The organism is Halomonas sp. E14 (assembly GCF_052568415.1).
In genome coordinates this window covers 903905-925552 of sequence record NZ_CP199423.1, presented here as the reverse complement: position 1 = coordinate 925552, position 21648 = coordinate 903905, and the positions used below count along the sequence as shown (strand labels likewise).

General features: G+C 66.0%; 17 protein-coding genes. 9 read left to right on the top strand and 8 right to left on the bottom strand.

Annotated elements, in window-relative coordinates; genetic code table 11:
* Positions 1 to 63 precede the first annotated feature (63 nt).
* A complete protein-coding gene (locus ACT7B3_RS04240; RefSeq protein ID WP_445156957.1) occupies positions 64 to 513 on the top strand; it encodes a YaiI/YqxD family protein in 450 nt (149 codons plus the stop codon).
* 84 nt (positions 514 to 597) lie between these two features.
* Here ACT7B3_RS04240 and ACT7B3_RS04235 read toward each other — a convergent pair whose 3' ends face one another.
* From ACT7B3_RS04235 to ACT7B3_RS04225, 3 genes are all read right to left on the bottom strand, one after another.
* Positions 598 to 1245, bottom strand: a complete 648-nt coding sequence (locus tag ACT7B3_RS04235; RefSeq protein ID WP_445156956.1) for an outer membrane protein — start codon at positions 1243 to 1245, stop codon at positions 598 to 600.
* A gap of 228 nt (positions 1246 to 1473) precedes the next feature.
* The gene (locus tag ACT7B3_RS04230) at positions 1474 to 2475 is read right to left on the bottom strand and encodes a glutathione S-transferase family protein (protein WP_445156955.1); all 1002 of its coding nucleotides are present in this window, start codon (positions 2473 to 2475) and stop codon (positions 1474 to 1476) included.
* Positions 2476 to 2571: 96 nt separating this feature from the next.
* Complete coding sequence (locus tag ACT7B3_RS04225) at positions 2572 to 3465, bottom strand: LysR family transcriptional regulator (RefSeq protein WP_445156954.1); 894 nt, start codon at positions 3463 to 3465, stop codon at positions 2572 to 2574.
* 94 nt (positions 3466 to 3559) lie between these two features.
* Between ACT7B3_RS04225 and ACT7B3_RS04220 the strand changes: the two genes are divergently transcribed.
* The 3 genes from ACT7B3_RS04220 to ACT7B3_RS04210 all read left to right on the top strand — a co-directional run bounded on the left by ACT7B3_RS04220 (position 3560) and on the right by ACT7B3_RS04210 (position 8378).
* A complete protein-coding gene (locus ACT7B3_RS04220) occupies positions 3560 to 4411 on the top strand; it encodes a pirin family protein (RefSeq protein WP_444678246.1) in 852 nt (283 codons plus the stop codon).
* Positions 4412 to 4692: 281 nt separating this feature from the next.
* Positions 4693 to 6408 carry a peptidoglycan DD-metalloendopeptidase family protein gene (locus ACT7B3_RS04215; RefSeq protein WP_444678247.1) on the top strand — a complete coding sequence of 572 codons (1716 nt, stop codon included), beginning with the start codon at positions 4693 to 4695 and terminating at the stop codon, positions 6406 to 6408.
* Positions 6409 to 6521: 113 nt separating this feature from the next.
* A complete protein-coding gene (locus ACT7B3_RS04210; RefSeq protein WP_445158840.1) occupies positions 6522 to 8378 on the top strand; it encodes an ABC transporter ATP-binding protein in 1857 nt (618 codons plus the stop codon).
* A gap of 15 nt (positions 8379 to 8393) precedes the next feature.
* Here ACT7B3_RS04210 and ACT7B3_RS04205 read toward each other — a convergent pair whose 3' ends face one another.
* Positions 8394 to 10022 (bottom strand): L,D-transpeptidase family protein, encoded by a 1629-nt coding sequence (locus tag ACT7B3_RS04205; RefSeq protein WP_445156953.1) that lies wholly within the window; start codon positions 10020 to 10022, stop codon positions 8394 to 8396.
* Positions 10023 to 10185: 163 nt separating this feature from the next.
* Here ACT7B3_RS04205 and ACT7B3_RS04200 point away from each other — a divergent pair, with 163 nt between their 5' ends.
* The 3 genes from ACT7B3_RS04200 to ACT7B3_RS04190 all read left to right on the top strand — a co-directional run bounded on the left by ACT7B3_RS04200 (position 10186) and on the right by ACT7B3_RS04190 (position 14005).
* Complete coding sequence (locus ACT7B3_RS04200) at positions 10186 to 10956, top strand: murein L,D-transpeptidase catalytic domain family protein (RefSeq protein ID WP_445156952.1); 771 nt, start codon at positions 10186 to 10188, stop codon at positions 10954 to 10956.
* A 271-nt stretch (positions 10957 to 11227) separates the two neighbouring features.
* A complete protein-coding gene (locus ACT7B3_RS04195; protein WP_445156951.1) occupies positions 11228 to 12580 on the top strand; it encodes a NarK family nitrate/nitrite MFS transporter in 1353 nt (450 codons plus the stop codon).
* A 261-nt stretch (positions 12581 to 12841) separates the two neighbouring features.
* A complete protein-coding gene (locus tag ACT7B3_RS04190; RefSeq protein WP_445156950.1) occupies positions 12842 to 14005 on the top strand; it encodes a histone deacetylase family protein in 1164 nt (387 codons plus the stop codon).
* Here ACT7B3_RS04190 and ACT7B3_RS04185 read toward each other — a convergent pair.
* Positions 13999 to 15288: a phospholipase D-like domain-containing protein gene (locus ACT7B3_RS04185; RefSeq protein ID WP_445156949.1), complete on the bottom strand. Its 1290-nt coding sequence runs from the start codon at positions 15286 to 15288 to the stop codon at positions 13999 to 14001. The two genes, ACT7B3_RS04190 and ACT7B3_RS04185, sit on opposite strands and share 7 nt — an antisense overlap.
* Positions 15289 to 15464: 176 nt before the next feature.
* On the opposite strand from ACT7B3_RS04185, the gene ACT7B3_RS04180 reads away from it, so the two are divergent.
* Positions 15465 to 15887 carry a GFA family protein gene (locus ACT7B3_RS04180; RefSeq protein WP_444678252.1) on the top strand — a complete coding sequence of 141 codons (423 nt, stop codon included), beginning with the start codon at positions 15465 to 15467 and terminating at the stop codon, positions 15885 to 15887.
* An 84-nt stretch (positions 15888 to 15971) separates the two neighbouring features.
* The gene (locus tag ACT7B3_RS04175) at positions 15972 to 16451 is read left to right on the top strand and encodes a peroxiredoxin (protein WP_444678253.1); all 480 of its coding nucleotides are present in this window, start codon (positions 15972 to 15974) and stop codon (positions 16449 to 16451) included.
* A 61-nt stretch (positions 16452 to 16512) separates the two neighbouring features.
* Here the strand turns inward: ACT7B3_RS04175 and ACT7B3_RS04170 are convergent, their stop codons facing one another.
* The 3 genes from ACT7B3_RS04170 to ACT7B3_RS04160 all read right to left on the bottom strand — a co-directional run bounded on the left by ACT7B3_RS04170 (position 16513) and on the right by ACT7B3_RS04160 (position 21437).
* The gene (locus ACT7B3_RS04170) at positions 16513 to 17577 is read right to left on the bottom strand and encodes an AI-2E family transporter (protein ID WP_444678254.1); all 1065 of its coding nucleotides are present in this window, start codon (positions 17575 to 17577) and stop codon (positions 16513 to 16515) included.
* 127 nt (positions 17578 to 17704) lie between these two features.
* A complete protein-coding gene (gene cobA, locus ACT7B3_RS04165; protein WP_445156948.1) occupies positions 17705 to 18667 on the bottom strand; it encodes a uroporphyrinogen-III C-methyltransferase in 963 nt (320 codons plus the stop codon).
* Positions 18627 to 21437, bottom strand: coding sequence for a nitrate reductase (locus tag ACT7B3_RS04160; protein WP_445156947.1), 2811 nt, complete (start codon positions 21435 to 21437; stop codon positions 18627 to 18629). The genes cobA and ACT7B3_RS04160 overlap by 41 nt, the downstream gene beginning before the upstream one ends.
* Between the last annotated feature and the right edge of the window lie 211 nt (positions 21438 to 21648).

Sequence of the window (21648 nt, the reverse complement as noted above, 5' to 3'; positions counted from 1 at the left end):
AAACCAGCACTTTCAACGCTGCGTTCACCTAAACCTTAAATTTTCTTCGAGGAGCCCGCCTGAATGCCCACACTCTGGGTCGATGCCGATGCCTGCCCCCGGGTGGCACGCGACATCATCGTTCGCGCCGCCGAGCGCACCACCACGCCGGCCTGGTTCGTCGCCAACCACTCGATCCCGCTGCCGCCCTCCAAGTGGGTCAAGGCTCTGTCGGTGAGCCACGGCTTCGACGCCGCCGACAACGAGATCGTGGCGCGCCTAGAGTCAGGCGACCTGCTGATCAGCTCCGACCTGCCGCTGGCCATGGAGGCCATCGACAAGGGCGCGGCGGTGATGACCACCCGCGGCGAGATCCTCGACAGGAACAACATTCGCGCCAAGGTACAGCTGCGTGATTTCATGGAAACGATGCGCTCCAGCGGCGAACACACCGGCGGGCCGAAAGGCTATTCGGACAGCGACCGCCGCGAGTTTGCCAACGCGCTGGACCGGTGGCTGGCGAAGAACAGGTGATCGTGCGGGCAGGGCCAAAACCAAAAGAGGCAGGGCGCAAGCCCTGCCTCAAACATGATCGATTCAGGCAGTGTGGAACTTTGTTTAGAAACTCACAAGAACACCGACTTGGAAGAGACTTTCGGTCGGATCAAAGGTGATGCGATCACCCCACTCATCTTCATATGATTTGCTCGAATAGGGAGTATGTGACCAATCCAGACGCAAGGCAACGTTAGAGCTTAAGGCTGTATCCATACCGACGCCGAATCGAGCACCACTGAAATTCTCGCTATCAGATTCAGTAGGCTCGCCGGTCTCGTTATAGCTAACCTTAAATTTCGTACGCTGATAGCCAAGACGACCGTAAACACTCGTAGCAGGGGTCACATTGTACCCAGCCAGAACGCCAATTCCATAGGAGCGCCCTGCCTCAAACTCATAGCTTGCGCTATAGCCCGGCATATTGAACCGATCACCACCATCGGCATTACTTGTACCCAGGTTAACCTCTGGTGCCAGGTAGAATTCTGGCGTCAGGTGGAATTTCGCACCGGCAAAAACGCCACCTGCCAATCCGGTCATAGAATAGTCAGTGGTAAAAGAGGCATTCCCCCACGACTCCTTCTCTTCCATATCAACATTTTGATAACCCGCCTGAGCCCCCACATAAAAGCTGGGAGCAGCCAAGGCCATGGAAGATGCCCCGGCCGCGACGGCGGCAACCGCCGCCATTTGCACGATTTTTTTCATTTTTTCTGTTCCCTTGCGTAGCTGATATCAGTCCACCCTCGCAGGCGGCAGCGTGATGATGCAGGGGCAATAGAATGAGTTATATAGTACCCAAAAGATTAAAAATGTAAGCCTTTGCCTACACCGACTGATCCTCGACTTCATTGAATTTTCGTTTAGGAACAAAAACCTTGATGGATTCATCGCTATAGCGCTCCCGCCGTCCAACGGGTGCTGCACCCGTGCCGCCTACCTTTCCCGCACACTCCGTCCCGCCAGCCGCTCGCGGTCGTGAGGCCGGTCGAAATCGAGCAGCGGCCCCTTGGGCACGATGCGGGTGGGGTTAATGGTGTCGTGGCTGTAATAGTAGTGGCGCTTGATGTGATCGAGGTTGACCGTCTCGGCCACGCCCGGCCATTGATAGAGCTCGCGCAGGTAGTGTGAGAGGTTGGGGTAGTCCTCGATGCGGCGGAAGTTGCATTTGAAGTGGCCGTGGTAGACGGCGTCGAAGCGCACCAGGGTAGTGAACAGGCGGATGTCAGCCTCGGTGAGCCACTCACCGGCCAAGTAGCGGTGCTCGCCCAGCCGTGCCTCGATGCGATCGAGCGAGGCGAACAGCGCGGTGACGTGCTTTTCGTACACCTGCTGCTCGGTGGCGAAGCCCGACTTGTAGACGCCGTTGTTGATGTGCTCGTACACCTCGGCGTTGACCTCGTCGATGGTCTCGCGCAGGTCCTCCGGATAGAAGTCGAGCCGGTTGCCGGTGAGGCCGTCGAAGGCACCGTTGAGGATGCGCAGCAGCTCGGCGGACTCGTTGTTGACGATGCGCCCTTCCCGCTTATCCCACAGCACCGGCACCGTGACCCGGCCGGTGTAGTGCGGGTCGGTCAGGGTGTAGAGTTCGCGGTGATAGGCCACGCCGTTGACCGAGTCACCGCTGGCGCCCTCCTCTTCGTGGTAGCTCCAGCCCTGGTCGAGCATCAGCGGGCTGACCCAAGAAACGCCGATCAGCGACTCTAGGCCCTTGAGCTTGCGCATGATCAGGGTGCGGTGCGCCCAGGGGCAGGCCAGCGAGACATAGAGGTGGAAGCGCCCCGCCTCGGCCGGCACGGCGCGCTGGCCGTCGGGGCCCGGCGAGCCGTCCGCAGTGACCCAGTCGCGCAGCTGGGCGGATTCCCGCACGAACTCGCCGCCGTGCTTCTTGGTGTCGTACCACTGGTCATGCCAGGTGCCGTCGATCAACAGACCCATCTTTGCTCTCCTCGAATGGCTTTTCTTCAGGGTAAGCCGATCGCCTCGTGGCTCAAGCGGAGAAATTGCGCCCAATCGTCGTAAAAAAGCGAAAGCTCACGCCGTACACTGCTCGCTCACGGCCGCCTTCAGCGCCTCGGCCATGGCGTGGGTCGCCGGGCCGGCACGATCGCGGTCGCGGTAGATCATCTGGATCGACACCTCGCGGTTGCCGCCGGCGGCGAGTGGCAGCGGCACCAGCACGCCGCGCTCCAGTTCGGCCTGGATGCGGGTTTCCGGCAGCCAGGCGAAGGCGAGTCCGCGGCGCACCATGTCGATCGAGGTCTCCAGGTGGCTCACCGTCCAGCGCTGCTCCGCCTTCAGCCAGCCGGCGTCCATCGACTGGCGCTGGGCCGAGTCGCGTACCACCATCTGGCGGTGGCGCAGCAGGTCACGCAGGTCCAGCTCGCGGCCCAGCGCATGCAGCGCATGGTCGGGATGCGCCACGGCAATGAAGCGCACCTGTACCAGCGGATCGCCGAGAAAACCCTGGGCCGCGAGCCCGGTCAGGGTCAGGTCGGCGCGACCGTCATAGAGCATCTCGATGCCACCGTTGAGCACCGTCTCGTGCAGCTGCACCCGCACGTAAGGAAAGGCGGCGGAAAAGCGGTTCAGCGCCTGCGCCAAGGCGCCGCTGGGGAAGATCTGGTCCACCGCCAGCACCACCTCCGCCTCCAGGCCGGCGGCCAGGCGCCCGGCGACATCCTCCAGCGCCTCGGCGCTTTCGAGCAGTTGGTGTGCCCGGCGCAGCAGCATCTCGCCCGCCTCGGTCAGCCGTACCTGGCGGCCCACGGGTTCGAGCACCTGCACGCCCAGCTGCTCTTCGAGCTTATGTACCGCATGATTGAGCGTGGACGGGCTCTTGTGGATCGCTTCGGCCGCACGGGCGAAGCCACCATGCTCGACGACCGCCGCCAGCATACGCCACTGGGCCAGGGTGACACGGGACATTTCGAATTCCTCGAATCGTTAAAGCAAAACTATGCGATTAATTTTCGAAAAAAACGGCCTAAAATACCAGTATCACTTGCCTGGAGGGTTTCCCATGGCCGCATCCCCGCTGCTTCGCCACGTGATCGACATTATCCGCAGCCAGCCGAGCCAGGACGGTGACGGCGTGAAAATCAAGCGCATTCACCGCTTCGAAGGCTCGCTGGACCCCTTCCTGATGCTCGACGAGCTGGGCTCCGACAGCCCCGACGATTACATCGGCGGCTTCCCGCCCCACCCCCACCGCGGCATCCAGACCCTCACCTACGTGATCCACGGTGGGCTTACCCATGAAGACCATCTCGGTCATGCCAGCAGCATCCGCGCCGGCGACGCCCAGTGGATGCACACCGGCCGTGGCATCGTGCACTCCGAGATGCCGCTGACCGACAGCCACGGCCTGCACGCCTTCCAGCTCTGGCTCAACCTGGCGGCCAAGGACAAGCTGAGCCCCGCCCGCTACCGCGACGTGCGCAGCGATGAGATGCCGCACCTGGCGGGCCAGGCAAGCGAGCTGATTGCGCTCGGCGGACATTGGCAGAGTGACGATGGCGAAAGCGTGGAGGGCCCACTGGATGCGCTGGCCGGAGACGGCGCGGTGGCCCACGTGCGATTGAAGGAAGGCGGTGAGCTGGCGCTGGCCCTGAGTGCGGCAACCGTGGCGCTTTATGTCTTCGAGGGCACGCTGCAGGTCGGTGATACCGCCATCGAAGCGGGGCAGCTGGCGCGCCTCGGCCCCGGCGACAGCCTCACTCTGGCGACTACTGCAGGTGCCCAGGCCCTGCTGCTGGCCGGCACGCCGCACGGCGAGCCGATCGCCCACTACGGACCGTTCGTAATGAATCACATGAGCGAAATCGAGGAGGCATTGCGAGATTATCGTAACGGAACGTTCACATCCCTGTAACTCAGCGTACCGGAGCGCTCAGTCGCTCCGGTCGAAAAGGTGACATTTTCACACACTTCTTTTCCGAAATCGGGCTTGTCAAGCCGCGCTTCGTTCACGTTCAATGCCCATGAGTGTTGTTGAACGCCGTTCGACAACATGACGATACGCCTCCTCGGGAACTGACTCCCTGGAAGCGAGCCGGTCTGTATGCTTATACAGACTAGGCAGGCCATATGTCATGGGGTAAGGTTCCCATGCCTTTATTATCGTTATGTCACCTTTTTTTATGGCCCTTGCTCATGTTGCGAATTCTTCATTCGCTGCCCCGCACGCATAAGTTGATGCTGCTACCGGTCGCCACCATGGTGACGGTGCTGGGCGCGCAAAAGATCGTCACCCTTGTGGAAACCACCCAGCGACAGGGGCAAGCACCCGCCACCGTGCTCTTCCCGCTGTCGCCCGAGGCCCAACCCGGCCTGCCCTCCCTGAACAGCGACCGCTACTCGGTCGCCGATGCCATCGAAATCGCCGCCCAGGCCCTGGACGCCACCCGTGACCACATCCCGCTGTCGCAGCTGAAACCCAGCGAGATCATCGACCTGAGCGGCATGGCCAGTGCTCGTGCGGAAGCCGAGTGGGTGGCCGTGCAGCAGCCGGTTGCCGATGCACCAATGGATAGCGTTGCCGATGTTGGCCCGGTGCTCGATTCCGGCGCCGTGCACATGGCGCTGGTCATTGGTACCTTGGCCAGCGGCATGCTCGACGACACCTTCACCGACGACGAAGCCCTGGCGGCCGACGCCACTTCCTACGAGGACTACCCGGACGACGAGCTGGAGCTGTTCGAGGACGGCCCGATCCTGCTTGAGCGCGAGATCGCCGCCACCGAACCGTTCGTGCCGCAGTGGCGCACCTACACCGTAAGACAGGGCGACACCTTCGCGGTGCTGGCCCAGAACGAGCTGGGGCTTGGCTACAGCGAGGCGATGCGCCTGCTCGACAGCCTCCCCAACAAGCGCGCATTGACGCATTGGCGGGTCGGCAACACCTTCGAATACCAGCTCGATGAGCAGGATCGGCTGCTGGCCATGCGCCTGATGCACAATCCCCGTGAAGGCTTCCTGCTCGAGCGCAGCGACGACGGCTTCGAGGTCGCCACCATCCAGCGTGCCGGGGAGGCCTCCCAGCGCCTGTTCGCCGGCAGCGTGAGCGGCAGCTTCGCCCGCTCGGCGCAGGCTACCGGTCTGTCGAGCACGGAAGTGGCCCAGGTCTCGCGGCTGCTGGAGAAGAAGCTCGACTTCCGCCGCGATTCACGCCGTGGAGACACCTTCCAGGTACTGATCGAGTCCGACATCATCGACGGCACCAGCTTCGATCCCCGCGTGTTGGCCATCCAGTACCAGGGCGACCGCATGGACCTGACCCTGGTGCGCAACAGCGCCGACAACAACTTCTACACCCCGGATGGTCAGAGCCTCGACCCCGCCTTCAGCCGCTACCCGTTCGAGGGCAGCTACCGCATGAGCTCGGGCTTCAACCCGCGCCGCACGCACCCGGTCACCGGCCGCGTGAGCCCGCATCGCGGCACCGACTGGGCGATGCCCATTGGCACGCCGATCGTGGCGCCGGCGGACGGCCGCGTCGAGAAGATTGGCAACCACCCAGTGGCGGGCCGCTACGTGGTCGTTCGGCATGACAATGGCTACCGCACCCGCTACCTGCACCTGTCGCGAGCGCTGGTCAATCGCGGCGACCGCGTCAGCATGGGCGAACGCATCGCGCTGTCCGGCAATACGGGCCGCAGCACGGGGCCGCACCTGCACTATGAGGTGATCGTCAACAATAACGCGGTGGATGCCATGAAGGTCGAGCTGCCGGAAAGCAAGAGCCTGCAGGGCCAACAGCTGCTGGCCTTCCAGCGCGAGGCCGAGCCCCTGCTGGCTGCCCTGCGCTCCGGCCAGACCGGCCCGGTGGTGGCGCAGGCCAGCAGCGCCAGCGACGACAGCGACGGCTGATCCACCGCCCAGCACCCCTCTTCGACGCCCCACACTGCTGGGGCGTCGGTGCGTTGGCCCACCGCCGCCGCCGCGGCTCGCCTGATCGGAGACCCCGCGTGTCCTCGCCCCACATGCAGCGCGCCATTCCCACCCCGCCCCCCGAAGCCAACCGCCTGGCCGCCTTCTTCGGCGTGTTCCGCTACAGCCGCCGTGCGCTGGCGCTGGTCTGGCAGACCTCGCGCGGGCTGACGGTGGGGCTGGCGATCTGCACGCTGATCGCCGGCGTGCTGCCCGCCGTGGCCGCCTGGCTTGGCCAGCTGATCGTCGATGCCGTGGTCGAGGCCATGGCCTACCACCGCGAGACCGGCGCCGAGCTGAGCCTGGAGTCGACCTGGCCGGTGATGCGCTACGTGCTGGCGGAAGCGGGCGTGATCGCCGCCATCGCCCTGGCCCAGCGCGGCCTGTCGGCACAGCAGTCGCTGCTGCGGGCGCTGCTGGGGCAGAAGGTCAACGTGATGATCCTGGAGAAGGCCGGCACCCTGACCCTGGCCCAGTTCGAGGACTCCGAGTTCTACGACAAGCTCACCCGAGCCCGCCGCGAGGCCTCGATCCGCCCGCTGGGGCTGGTCAACAAGACCTTCGGGCTGCTGCAGAACGCCATCTCGCTGGCCAGCTTCGGCGTGCTGCTGGTGCAGTTCTCGCCCTGGGCGCTGCTGGTGCTGCTGGTCGGCGCCCTGCCGGTGTTCATCTCCGAGGCCAAGTTCTCCGGCGACGCCTTCCGCCTGTTCCGCTGGCGCTCGCCCCAGACCCGCATGCAGATGTACCTGGAAACCGTGCTAGCCCGCGAGGATAGCATCAAGGAGGTCAAGCTGTTCGGCCTGGAGCCGCTGCTGCTGGAGCGCTACCGCCGCATCTTCGATACCCTCTACGGCGAGGACCGCCGCCTGACCCTGCGCCGCGAGAGCTGGGGGTTCCTGCTCGGGCTGCTCGGCACCCTGGCCTTCTACGGCGCCTATGCCTGGGTGGTGGTGGAAACGGTCTCGGGCGCGCTGACCCTGGGCGAGATGACCATGTACCTGCTGGTGTTCAAGCAGGGCCAGGCGGCGCTTTCGGCCAGCCTCACCTCGATCAGCGGCATGTACGAGGACAACCTCTACCTGTCGAACCTCTACGAGTACCTGGAGCAGCCGGTGGCGCCCGAGCAAGGCACCCTTACCGAAGGGGCGCAGCCAGGCGACGGCATTCGCTTCGAGCAGGTGAGCTTCACCTACCCCGGCGCCGAGCGCCCGGCACTGCGCCAGGTATCGCTGCACCTGGCGCCGGGGCAAAGCCTGGCCCTGGTGGGCGCCAACGGCTCGGGCAAGACCACCCTGATCAAGCTGCTCACGCGGCTCTATGCCCCCAGCGAAGGGCGCATCCTGCTCGACGGCAGCGACCTGCGCGAGTGGGACGTGGCCACGCTGCGCCGGCGCATTGGGGTGATTTTCCAGGACTTCGTGCGCTACCAGCTCAAGGTGGGCGAGAACCTCGGCGCCGGCGACGTCGAGTCGTTCGAGGACGAGCAGCGCTGGCATCAGGCGGCCGAGCGCGGCCTGGCCGACGACTTCATCCGCAGCATGCCCGGCGGCTACCACACCCAGCTAGGGCGCTGGTTCAAGGGCGGCCAGGAGCTGTCCGGCGGGCAATGGCAGAAGATCGCCCTGGCCCGGGCCCACATGCGCGAGCGTGCCGACATCCTGGTGCTCGACGAGCCCACCGCGGCCATGGATGCGGCGGCCGAGGCGGCGGTTTTTGCCGACTTCCGCCGCCACAGCCAGGACAAGATGACTATCCTGATCTCGCACCGCTTCTCCACGGTGCGCGCCGCCGACCAGATCCTGGTGATCGACGGCGGCGAGGTGATCGAGCGCGGCGACCACGCCAGCCTGATGGCGCAGAACGGGCGCTATGCGCGGCTGTTCCGCCTGCAGGCCGAAGGTTACCGCTGAGCCTGGGGCCCACGCTCACAGCGCCAGCGGGCGGTCCAACTCGCGCAGCAGCACATCGTCGCGCTGGTAGATATCGGGCCGGAACGCCAGCTCGCCATCCTCGGCCGGATGCACGGTCCAGTAGTGAAGGATGACCGGCATCCGCTGTGCCAGCGGTACGTTGCCGGTTCTGCCGGCCTCGATCAGCCGCCGCACCTCATGGCCGCTACCGGTATCGTCGGAGAGCAGCTGACCGAATTGCTGGATGTTCTCGACCCGGATGCAGCCGGAGCTGAACGCTCGCTGCTCCCGTGCGAACAGGCCCTGGGCCGGCGTATCGTGCAGGTAGACCAGGTGGTCGTTGGGGAAGCGCACCACCAGCTGGCCAAGCGCATTTTGCGGCCCGGCCCCCTGGCGCAGCACAACGTTACCGGGGTTGGCCCAGTCGATCTCGCGCGGGTCCAGCGGTTCGCCGGCAGGACTCAGCACGCGGATATTTTCCCTGATCAGGTAGCCGAGGTCCTCGCGCACCCGCGGCAGCACGTCTTCGCGGCGAATGGTCGGCGGTATCGTCCAGGTCGGATTCACCGTCATGTGGGTGATCTCCGAGCGCAGCGAGGGCGTGTGGCGATAGGGCGTGCCGACCACGATGCGCGAGCGCCACACCTCGCCGTTGGGGCGAAAATAGCTCAGCCGGTAGCCGGCGATATCCACCAGCACGTAGGCCTCCGGCAGGCCGTGCAGCAGCCAGCGGGCGCGCTCCATATTGAGGCGGATCTCATCGATGCGCCGCGCCACCGGCACGTTGAGCGCGGCCCGGGTCTGGCGCCCGACGATCCCATCCGGCTCCAGCAGGTGGCGCCGCTGAAAGCGCTTCACCGCCGCTTCGAGCCGGGCATCGTAGCGGCGCGGGTCGGGTGCCTCGAGCTCGGCGCCGGGAAAGGCGGTGGTATCGGCGGCCATCACCTCCAGCTCGCCTACCACGGCCAGGCGCTCGCGCAGCAGCGCCACGTCGTCGTCGATGTCACCCGGACGCAGGGCGCGCTCGCGCTCCGGCAGCTGTGGCCAGCCTCCCAGCCGTTCGATGTTGCGATAGCGGGCAAGCCCCGAGCGCAGCCGCTCGTAGGGGGCATAAGGTGGGCGGGCCGCGGCCAGCACCTGCTCGAAGCGCTGGGCATCCAGCGCGCGCGCAATCAGCGCCAGATCCAGGTCGGGCGCCTCGACCGGCACCTCCCAGCCCGTGCCGAGCGAATGCGGGTCGACCTTGCCGCGCTGCAGGTGCGTCAGGGCCGTGAGCAGCACCCGACTGGCGTCGAGATCGAACTGGGCCTGGAGCACCTCGCTGCCATGCTCGCCATAGGCGTGGCGATGCCCCGCCTTGAGGGCTTCCGGGCGGTAGTCCTGGGGCGAGAGTCCATCGCTGTCGAGGGTGTGCAGAGCCGAGGTGAAGGCCGCCACCGTCTCGCCATCATGCCAGGCCGGGCGATAGGCACGCTGGGCATACCATGCCTGCATTAAGACGTCTTCCGACGCCACTAGCCGCGCCAGCTCAGCCGCCAGCGGCGCCTCCACGGACGCATCGGGCGTAGCGTTCTCCTCGGCCCAACTTGCACCGACCGAGCCTAGCAGCCACAGCAGCATGCCCATCCAGGCAATTGCACGCATCATTTCCTCCTGCTCCGTTGATTCCGCGCCTGGCGTTCCCGGCCGTCCTCTTCATAATAGTGGCGGTTCCGCGGGGCGCTTGGAAGCGGCCCGGCGGCCTTTTGCCCAAGCCGCCCACGGCTTTCCGCAGCCGGCGGCACGATGACGCTTCAGGTGCCCGACGATGCGAATCCAAACCCGCTGCCGCTTGACCCGCTCTTTCTCGACCCGTGCACGCTTGGCCCGCTCTTTCTTAACCCGCTCGGCCCTGCCCGTGGCCCTGCTGGTCGTGCCGCTTGCCACCCAGGCAGGCACCTTCCTGGCCCAGGCCACGCTGGACGCTACGCCGCAGGCACGGCTAGCCACCAGCCTGGCACAGCTGGCCCCCGGCGCCGACCCCCAGGTGCTCACCCTTGCCGCCAATGCCATGGCCTGCGCCGACCCCCAGGCCGAACGGCTGGCGGTCATCGACTTCTCGCGGCCTTCGGTGGAGCCGCGCCTGTGGGTGTTCGATCTTGCCGAAGAGCGTCTGCTGTTCGAGGAGCTGGTCTCCCACGGGCGCGGCTCGGGCGATGCCGAAGCAACGATATTCTCCAACACTCCGGAGAGCTACCAGTCGAGCCTCGGCCTGTTTCGCACGCTGAACAGCTACTACGGGCGCAACGGCTACTCGCTGCGTCTGGAAGGGCTGGAGGCAGGCGTCAACGATCTGGCCTACCAGCGCGCCATCGTGATCCACGGCGCCGACTACGTCAGCGAGGAGTTCATTCGCCAGACCGGGCGGCTCGGGCGCAGCCACGGCTGCCCGGCAGTACGCCAGGAAGTCACCTACCCGCTGATCGACAGCCTCAAGGAGGAGCACTACCTGTTCGCCTACTACCCCGACCAGGCCTGGCTCGAAGGCTCCGCCTTCCTCCGCTGCGACCGCGCCGACCGCCAGCTGGCCATGAACTGACCGGGGCCGGCGGCGGCACCAGCGCGGGGCGCCGGCGTGCGGCGCTGCACCATGGCTGTGCTCCGCCGCGGCATGGCCTGGCGCCCGCTTTCGCCACATTCCTTCGCAACTCCTTGTCCCCCCTCGCCTATCGCTAAATTGGCAAATGAATTGCCTGATCCAGGTCAACCACTGGTAGACGTGGACCAGGCTCCCCAGGAGTACGAGTGCGTCAGACCTGACCTTCAACGGAGAAGGACAACCCCATTTCTCATCCGTATGAGGTCTGCCCATGGAACTGCGTAACAAGGCCAACAGGATTCGCCTGCTCAGCCTGAGCACGCCGCAGATGCGTGCCTTCCACTTCTCCTGGTTTGCCTTTCATATCTGCTTCTTCGGCTGGTTCGGCATCGCCCCGCTGATGGCGGTGGTGCGCGAGGACCTGGCGCTGACCCAGACCCAGATCGGCAACACCATCATCGCCTCGGTGCTGATCACGGTGGTGGTGCGCATGGCCATCGGCGTGCTGTGCGACCGCATCGGCCCGCGCAAGACCTACACCGGCCTACTGCTGCTCGGCTCCGTGCCGGTGATGAGCATCGGCTTCGCCAACAGCTTCGAGACCTTCCTGCTGGCGCGCCTGGCCATCGGGGCGATCGGCGCCGCCTTCGTCATCACCCAGTACCACACCACCATGATGTTCGCGCCCAACGTGGTCGGCACCGCCAACGCTACCAGCGCCGGCTGGGGCAACCTGGGCGGCGGCACCACCCAGATCGTGATGCCGCTGATCTTCTCCGGGCTGCTGATGCTCGGGGTCAGCGAAACCCTCGGTTGGCGGCTAGCGATGGTGGTACCGGGCGTGGTGATGTTCGTGACCGGCATCGGCTACTGGCTGTTCACCCAGGACGCACCCAACGGGAACTTCGACGAACTGCGTGCGCGCGGCGAGCTGCCGCCGGCCAACGGCGAGCACGGTGCCGGCAAGAGCTTCATGGCCGCCGCCAAGGACATCCGCGTGTGGGCGCTGTTCGTGGTCTATGCCATCTGCTTCGGCGTCGAGCTGACCATCAACAACATCGCCGCCATCTATTTCTTCGACCACTTCGACCTGACGCTGGCCACTGCCGGCATGATTGCCGGCCTGTTCGGCCTGATGAACGTCTTTGCCCGCACCCTGGGCGGCATCTTCTCCGACCTGTTCGCCCGCAACGGCGGCCTCAAGGGCCGGGTGCGCTGGCTGTTTATCGCCTTGATCTGCGAAGGCATCGCGCTGGTCGCCTTCTCGCAGATGCACGTGCTGTCGTACGCCATCGGCATCATGCTGGTATTCAGCCTGTTCGTGCAGATGGCCGAAGGGGCCACCTACGGCGTGGTGCCGTTCATCAACAAGAAGGCCCTGGGCGCAGTGGCCGGCATCGTCGGGGCCGGCGGCAACGTCGGCGCGGTGGCCGCGGCCTTCCTCTTCCGCTCCGAGGCGATCACCTACCAGCAGGGGCTGTTCTACCTCGGCCTGGTGGTGCTGGTACTGGCCTCGTGCGCGCTGCTGGTGCGCTTCAGCGACGAGACAGAGGCCGAGGAGGCCAAGGCCTACCGCGAGGCCATGGGCGAGGACACCGGCGCCGGCGCGCTGTCGCTGCGCTAGCCTCTGGCAGCGCTGCGTTGCCCCCTGACAACCGCCGCCTTCGGGCGGCGGCTGGCGTATTGCCCATGTATACCGACAGCCGTACGAAAATTTTCATCTGGCCACTAATACGCGAAGACAAACGGGCCACCGACGGGTGGCTCGTTTGCCAGTACTAACCACGTAGCACCCATCCGCCGACACGCCTAAGGGCAGCCAACCAGGCGGTCCCGCAAGCGTTGGCAAAGAGACTATGCTGAAGGCTACCGAGAGCTGCCCCGCATGGAGCTGTGTGTGGCCGAGCCCAATAGCATCATTGCCTTCTACGACGAACGCGTCCTCTCCCACCAGCCGGATGGCGAAGCCTCCTTCCTGCCCGGCCGCATGGATCGCCGAATACGTCAGCGACTTTCCAGTTTGAACGTTCCGTGGAAATACCCCGAGCATGCCGGCCGACTGACAGCCATTCGCCACCTGCTAGAAATCGAACCGGTAGCCGGCCTCATCTTCGAGGGCGGCAAGGCTGCCACACGGGAGCAGCTGGCGCGCGTCCATACCAGCTCCTATCTCAGTCACATCTTCGAATTGTGCGGCAAGAATGCTTGGCTCGACGTTGATACCACAGCCGTATCGCCCGGCAGCATCGAGGCTGCCGAAGTGGCCGCCGGTACCGCGGTCACAGCAGTCGAGGCCGTGCTGAACAGCCGCTGCGAGAGTGCCTTCGCCCTAGTCCGCCCGCCAGGCCATCATGCCGAGCCGGCCCGGGCCCGAGGCTTCTGTCTACTCAACAACGTCGCGGTGGCCGCAACATATGCACAGGCCGAGTGGGGCTGCCAGCGAGTCATGATCGTAGATTGGGACGCCCACCACGGCAACGGCACTCAGGACATCTTTTATGCTGACCCCAGCGTGCTGTTCTTCGACATACACCGGGCATCGCCCTTCTACCCGGGCACGGGGCGACTGGAAGAAACCGGCGCCGGGTTAGGGGAAGGCACCACGGTCAACGTACCACTGCCCGCCGGCGCTGGCGACCAGGCCTATCTTAAGGCCTTCAACGAGATTCTGGTGCCGGCTGCCGACTGGTTCGAACCGGAGCTGCTGCTGGTCTCGGCAGGCTTCGACCCGCACCCCTTCGACTTGGCCATGAACGTCTCTTTCGAAGGGTTTGCCGCCATGACCGGCATCCTGCAGCAGGTAGCGCGTCGCCATTGTCTGGGGCGCCTGGTTTTCGTGCTCGAAGGAGGCTATCACCTGCTGTCGCTCTCCCGCGGGGTCAAGACGGTTCTCGACGTACTGGCTGGGGGCAGCGTCTCCCCACCAGGTAGCGCCGGCATGGATGAGGTCAAGGCAGCGGCCGAATTTCACCTTCCGGCCTTTGCCACAGAAGCGCCCGGCCCGACCACACAACACACCCCATACACAGATGCTCCCGATACTCAATAGTGCGCCCCCGCGATCATGCTCACCCAGCCAGCCAGCCGCTTGCGCCAAGGACGCTCTTCCCAACGCGCCAAGGTGAAGGGGATCGCGTCGTTCAGGTCCTCTTCGACCAGGCCGCGAACGTAGCGGGCGAAGTCCTCGTCGTAGATGTTGACGTTGCCCTCCTTGTTGATGCGAAAGGAACGGTTGTCGATGTTGGTCGAGCCGATACTGGCCCAGCGGTCGTCAATGCTGATCAGCTTGGCGTGATACATCGACGGCTGGTACTCGTAGATCTCCACACCTGCTTCAAGCATGGGTCGCCAGCGGTTGATCGAGGCCTGCCTGACGAAGCCATAGTCGATGCTGTCGCCAGGCAGCAGGATGCGCACCTCGACACCTCGCTCTGCCGCCTCGGTAAGGGCCTCGAGGAAGCTTGGATCGGGGTAGAAATAAGCGGAGGAGATGGTGATGCGCTCCTGGGCAGCGGCGACGGCGTACTTGAACATCATGCGGATGCGATGCATGCCTTCACGGGGCTTGCTGCTGACCATCTGCATGCGCAGCTCGCCCTGGGGTTCAAGCTCGGGAAAATACGCCTCGCCATGCAGTAGCTCGCCGCTTGCCTCGAGCCAGACCTCGGCGAAAGCGCCCTGCATGTTGCCCACCACGGGGCCGGTAATGCGAAAGTGATGATCGCGGTAGCCCGGCTCGTCGTCATCCGGCAGCCAGCTGTCGGTCACGTTGGCGCCCCCGGTAAAGCCGATTTGGCCATCGACGATCAGCAGCTTGCGGTGGGTGCGGTGGTTGAACTGCGGCAGCTGGTACCAGGAGGGCTCGCGCCAGCGAATCACCTCGACGCCGGCCTCTTCCATGCGCTTGAGGTGCTCTTCCTTGGCCGGCATGGAGCCGACGAAATCGAGCAGCGCATGCACGGTCACCCCTCGCTGCGCCGCTTCCGCCAAGGCTTCGGCGAAGGCAGCTGCCGCCTTGTCACCAAAGAACTCAAAAACCTCGAAGGAGATGGTGTGCTCTGCCGCAGCGATGGCGGCAAGCTTTGCCGCGTAGATGGCCTCGCCGCCCTCGATATGTTCGATGTGATTACCGTCGAGAATGGGATGGGGCAGGATGTGCTGCAGCGACCTGACGAAGCGGGCGTCTTCGACCCCATAGTCGACTACCACGGGCTCAACCAGCCGCTTGGGCTTGGGGGTCGCGTTGGAAAGAATGACGCCGCCGATCACCAGCAGAATGGCCACCGCCAGCGCAGTCCCGCCAATCAAGCGGCATTTGGTTCGTCGCTTCAAAGTGGCTCCCCTTTTCAACGTCTCTACACACCCTAGCAAACTTGGCCGCCTCTCGACGTTCCTGCCCAGCCGCACCGCGTGGGGCCTGCGTGAAAAGTGGGCGAGTAGCATGGCGCTGATGTGTCTAAACTGCGGAAGTCGATGGAGGCTTTGCCTTGGCACAGCAGGAGACAATCATGAAGGACGGAATGAGTGCGCGTGGTAGCTGCCTGTGCGGCGCCGTGAACGTGGCAGTCGCCACACGCAAGCAGAATGTCGGCGCCTGCCACTGCAGCATGTGCCGCACCTGGGGCGGCGGTCCGCTGCTGGCGCTAGAGTCGGTCAGCGAGGTCCGCATAGAGGGCGAGGAGAACGTGGCGGTCTACGCCTCGTCGGACTGGGCGGAGCGCGGTTTCTGCCAGCGCTGCGGCACGCACCTGTTCTACCGCCTCAAGACCGGCGACCACTACGCCATTCCGGTCGGGCTGGTCGACGGCGGCGAGGCCTGGACCTTCGACACCCAGATCTTCATCGATCAGAAGCCGCCCTATTACCACTTCGCCAACGAGACTCACAACATGACCGGCCAGGAGGTCTTCGACGCTTATCCGGGGACGTGACCGTTGGCAAGCCGCAGACCACCATGTACGGACGGCTTGCGCTACAGTGAGTGACACTCATCAAACCGCAGGAAGGAGCGCTCCATGCCCATCTCCGTAGGCGACAAGATCCCCGATGTCCGGATCAAGACCTGTGGCCCCGAAGGGCCCGCGGATATCGCCACCGGCGAGCTGTTCGCCGGCAAGCGCGTGGTGCTGTTCGGCGTGCCCGGCGCCTTCACCCCTGGCTGTTCGAACACCCATATGCCCGGCTTCGTCGTTCAGGCCGACAAGGTATTGGAGAAGGCCGATATCCTGGCCTGCGTGTCGGTCAACGATGGCTTCGTGATGCGCGCCTGGCAGCAAAGCCAGAATGCCCAGGAAATTCTGATGCTGGCCGACGGCAATGCCGAGTTCACCCGGGCAATCGGCATGGAGAAAGACGCCAGCGAGGCCGGCATGGGGATTCGCAGCGTGCGCTTCGCGCTGATCGCCGATGACGGCGTGGTCAGCTACGTTGGCATCGACACCGAGCGCGGCGTGGTCGACAAGAGCAGCGTCGACACCGTGCTGGCCCAGCTCTAGGCTGCCGCTACCTTATCACCACGCCGGGCTCGCCACGGCCCGGCGCTTCCCCGCCGAACCGCTACTCCTCGTTCTTCTCGCCCAGCACCTCGATGTCGTCACCCAGTACATCGTTGATGTAAAGCGCCTGCAGCGTGACCACCGCCACCACCGCCAGCGGGGTCGACAGAATCACGCCGCCCACCCCGGCCACCGCCGCCCCGGCCAGCTGCACCACCACGGTATAGGCCGGCGGCAGGCGCACCATGCCCTTGGCCGCCAGCGGCATCACCAGGTTGGACTCCAGCGTCTCGACTACGAAGTAGAGCACGATGGCGTAGACCGCCAGCTGAGGCGACTCCAGGAAGGCGATCAGCACGGTCGGGATCGCCCCGATGATCGGCCCCAGGTAGGGAATGAAGGTGAACAGCCCGGCGATTAGCCCCAGAGCACCGGCCATGGGAATGCCAAGAAAGACCAGCCCCAGGGCCACCGAGACCCCCACGAACACCATCGAGACCAGCCGGCTCAGCAGCCACAGGCGCAGCGCGCGCCCCTGCATGCACATCACCTGCTCCAGCCGCGGGCGGTAGGCGGGTGGGCACAGCTGCACCACGTTGCCGATGTACTTCGATGGGCTGAGCACCAGGTAGAAGCCGATCAGCACGATCAGCAGGAAGCTGGCGATGGCGCCGAAGGTGGTGGAGAAGAACCCGGTGAAGCGGTCGATGACGGGCTGGCCGATCAGTTGGGCCGGCTCGTCGACCTCGCGCATCAGCGCATCGAAGCCGGGCAGCTCGCGGACCAGCTCGAGCAGGCGGCTAAACGCCTGAGGCAGCTGTTCGACCAGCTGCGGCAACTGCGACGAAATGCGCGGCCCGATCAGCGCGCCTATGCCAGTCAGCATCAGCACGATCAGCGCCAGCGCCAGCACCAGCGCCCATTGCCGGCCAAGCGGCAGATAGCGCTGACACAGCCGCACCGCACCGTCGATGGCCACCGCCACTAGCACCCCGGCGAAGACCAGCAGCATCACGTCGATGAGCTGGCCGGCGAAGTAGATCAGCACCGCCACCAGGCTGGCCAGCCCGATAACGATCAGTACCCGCCGCGTGAACCCCGTAATGGATTGAACGCCATCCTCCATGTCAGCTCCTTGCCGTACCTGCCGATGGGCTTCCTGCCCGCTGTCGAGCGATGTGCTGCCCGCGTGACGGTTGTCATCAGCCTAGACGCTGCGTGCCGTCAGCGTCCAAGTTACGGCAAGGCGCGCCTCAATGGGCGGTGCGACCCGCGTGGCCGGCAGGCGTGGCCATGTGACGCGCCGCGGGGCTGTCGGCCACCATGCGCACCACGCTGCCCACCACGATCAGGCAGGGTGAAGGCAGCGGCGAGGCGGCAAGGCTGGCCGGCATGTCGGCCAGGGTGCCCACCAGCGAGGCCTGCTCGGGCAGGCTGGCGTTGGCCACCAGCATGATCGGCCAGTCGTCGGGCAGCCCGGCATGGCGCAGCCCATTGCAGATGGCATCGACCTTAGTCAGGCCCATGTAGAAGATCAGCGTCTCATCCTGGCGCGCCAGGGTGGCCCAATCGGGCTCGCCATCCTTGCGGCACAGTTGCGCGGTGATGAAGCGCAGCTGCTGGGCGTGGGCGCGGTCGGTGAGCGGAATGCCCATGCCGGCTGCCGCCGCCGAGGCGGCGGTGATGCCCGGCACGATCTCGGCCTGGATGCCGGCCTCGGCCAGTGCGGCGAGCTCCTCCCCCATGCGCCCGAAGATACCGGGGTCGCCGCCCTTGAGCCGCACCACCGACTTGCCCTGCCCCGCCAGCTTCACTAGCAGCGCGCCGATCTCCTCCTGGGGCACGCTGTGGTGGCCACGCTCCTTGCCCACGTAGTAGCGCTCGCGGCCGGTGGGAATCAACGCCAGCACGTCGCCACCCACCAGGCGGTCATACACCACCGCATCGGCCTGCTGCAGCAGCCGCGCAGCCTTGAGTGTGAGCAGCTCGACGTCGCCGCTGCCCGCGCCCACCAGGTAGACACGCCCGGCGCGGCAGTCGCCGTCCAGGGTCAGGGTGGGCGCCGGGGTGCCGCGCGTGCCGCCGAACGGCGAGCGTACGAGATGGCCTAGGCTGTGCAGCCGCGACAGGGCCGCATGGCCCAGCGTTCCGGGCAGCTGTGCCTTGAGCCAGGCCTCAGGCGACAGCAGGGTCTTCAGTTGGCTCAGTGCGCGCATGGGCCTTCTCCTCCTCGATAAGCGATTTCAGCTCGGGAATACAGCTACCGCACTGGGTGCCACAGGCCAGCCGGGCGCCCAGCGCCTCGACGCTGTCGTCGCCGTCACGGATGGCTCCCAGAATAGCGCGTTGGCCCACCTGGTGGCAGCTGCATACCACCGGGCCCTGATTGGCGGCGCCGTCGTCGCAGCCGGCCAGCAGGCGACGGCGCTGCGTCGACGCCAGGGCCTGCCCCGCTGCCGCCTCGGCGAAGCGGGCCACCAGCCAGGCCAGGTTGGGCAGCTCCACCGGCGCCCCCGACATGAACCACCAGCGCAGGCGCCCGTGCTCATCGACCCCCGCCGCGCGCAGGCGCCCACTGGCCGGGTCGGTGCACCACAGGGTGGGCGCCACCGGCAGGGTCGCCTCGAGCCAGGCAAGCCAGTCACGCTGGGGCAGGTCCTTATCCTCACTGCTGACGCTACCAACCGCGCCGCGGGCGCTCTCAACCCCGCCGCGGGCGCTCTGGCCATCACCGGCAAGCTGCCAGCGCTGGGCGGCACCCAGCGGTATGCGTGCCCAGTAGCGGCTGGCATCGCACCAGTTCGATTCCGCCACGCCCAGGTCGTCGGCCACCAGCAGGGTGGCCTCCCACGCCACCGCCAGCGGCGCCAGCGCCACCGCCCCGTGCTTGGATTCCGGCTGGCCGGAAACGGGATCGACATGCGCCTCGATCAGCGCCCCGGAGAGGGCCGAGCCGCTGAAGTGGCCGCTCCAGTGCATCGGCACGAACACTTCCCCGCGGCGCTGCCCCCGCGACAGCCGAACCCGGCCAACATAGGTGCCACCCACCCCTTCCAGGCGCGCCAGGCCCTGTTCCTCCACCCCCAGCGCGGCGGCATCCTCCGGGGCGATCTCGATGAACGGCTCGGCGCGGTGGTTCATCAGCCGCGGCGCTCGGGCGGTACGGGTCATGGTGTGCCACTGGTCGCGCACGCGCCCGGTGTTGAGCCGCAGCGGGCGCGCCGCGTCCAGCGCCTGGGCCGGCGGGCGCGGGCGCACCGGCACCATCCGCGCCAGGCCGTCGGGCGTGGCGAAGCGGCCGTCGGTGAACAGCCGCGCGGTGCCGTGGGGGGCGTCGGCGTTGACCGGCCACTGGATCGGCGCCAGCGCATCGTAGGCCGCTCGGTCGAGCCCGGCCAGGCCCGAAATGTCGAACAGCCGGCGGCTATCGCCCGGGCCCTTGCCATTCTCGAAGCCCGAGAGCCGGGCGTGCTCGTCGAAGATCTCGCACGGATGGGTGTAGGCGAAGGCCTCGCCGAAGCCCAGCCGCCTGGCCACCTCGCACAGCGCCCACCAGTCGTGCCGGGCCTCGCCAGGTGGCGACAGGATGCCGCGCTGGCGTGAGATGCGTCGCTCGGAGTTGGTCACGGTGCCGTCCTTCTCCGACCAGCTCGAAGCCGGCAGCACGATGTCGGCATAGGCCAGCAGATCGGCATTGGCCATGCACTCGGAGACGATCACCAGCGGGCATTTCGCCAGCGCCGCACGCACGCGGTCGGTGCGCGGCAGGCTCACTGCCGGGTTGGTGGCCATGATCCACAGCGCCTGCACCTCGCCGCGCTCGATCGCCTCGAACAGTGCCACCGCCTTGTGGCCGGGCCCTTCCGGCAGGCATGGCACCAGCCGCTCGGTGGCCCAGAAGCGTGTGACGCGATCCCGTGCGCCGGGGGTGTCATAGTCCATGTGGGCGGCCAGCTGGTTGGCCAGCCCGCCCACCTCGCGCCCGCCCATGGCGTTGGGCTGGCCGGTGATCGAGAACGGTCCCGCCCCCGGCAGGCCGATCTTGCCGCCGGCCAGGTGGCAGTTGATGATGGCGTTGCCCTTGTCAGTGCCGCTGCTCGACTGATTCACCCCCTGGGAAAACAGCGTGACCACATGCAGGTGGCTGGCGAACCAGTAGAAGAAGGTTTCCAGACGCTCGGGGTCGAGATCGCAGTCGGCGGCGATGGCCTCCACGTCGGCCTCCTGCTCCCGCGCCGCGGCCAGCGCCTCGTCGAAGCCCTGGGTATGCGCCTCCAGATAGATGCGGTCGAGCTTGTTGCGCGCAGCCATCCATGCCAGCAGCCCGGTGAACAGACGGGCGTCGCTGCCCGGCTTGAGCCCCAGGTAGAGGTCGGCGAGCTCGCAGGTATCGGTCACCCGCGGGTCGATCACCACCACCCGCAGCAGCGGGTTGCGCTGCTTGGCCACCTTGAGACGCTGATAGAGCACCGGATGGTTCCAGGCCAGGTTGGAGCCTACCAGCACCACCAGCTCGGCCTCCTCGAGGTCCTCGTAGCTGCACGGCACGGCGTCGGCGCCGAAGGCACGCTTGTGGGCCGCCACCGCCGAGGCCATGCACAGGCGCGAATTGGTATCCAGGTGCGGCGTGCCGAGAAAGCCCTTGAACAGCTTGTTGGCGACGTAATAGTCCTCGGTGAGCAGCTGCCCGGAGAGGTAGGCGGCAATGGCATTGGGGCCGTGGGCGGCACGCGCCTCTTTCAAGCGGCCGGCCACCGCATCCAGCGCGGTGTCCCAATCGCTCTCCACGCCGTCGACGATGGGCCGGGTCAGACGACCGCCATGACCCAGCGTCTCGTGCAGGGCCGAGCCTTTCACGCACAGGCGGCCGAAGTTGGCCGGATGCTGCGGATCGCCCTGCACGTCGACGATTTCGCCGTTCTCGACGCTGGCCACCACGCCACAGCCAACGCCGCAGTAGGGGCAAGTGGTTCGGGCCTCGCGCATGTCGCTCTCCTGTCATTGCTGTCGAAACGACGACGCCCGCCACTGCCGCCCCCAAAGGGCGGCGGTGGCGGGCGTCGTTGCCATGGGAAGCGCGGCTCTGCGCTCACCTGTGTCAGGATTAAACCTGACGTATGCCATGCTTTAAGCAGAAAACGTGCCATCGAGCGGCTTCAACCGAGTGTTTCAGTCAGATATGGCCCCTCGCCCGGCG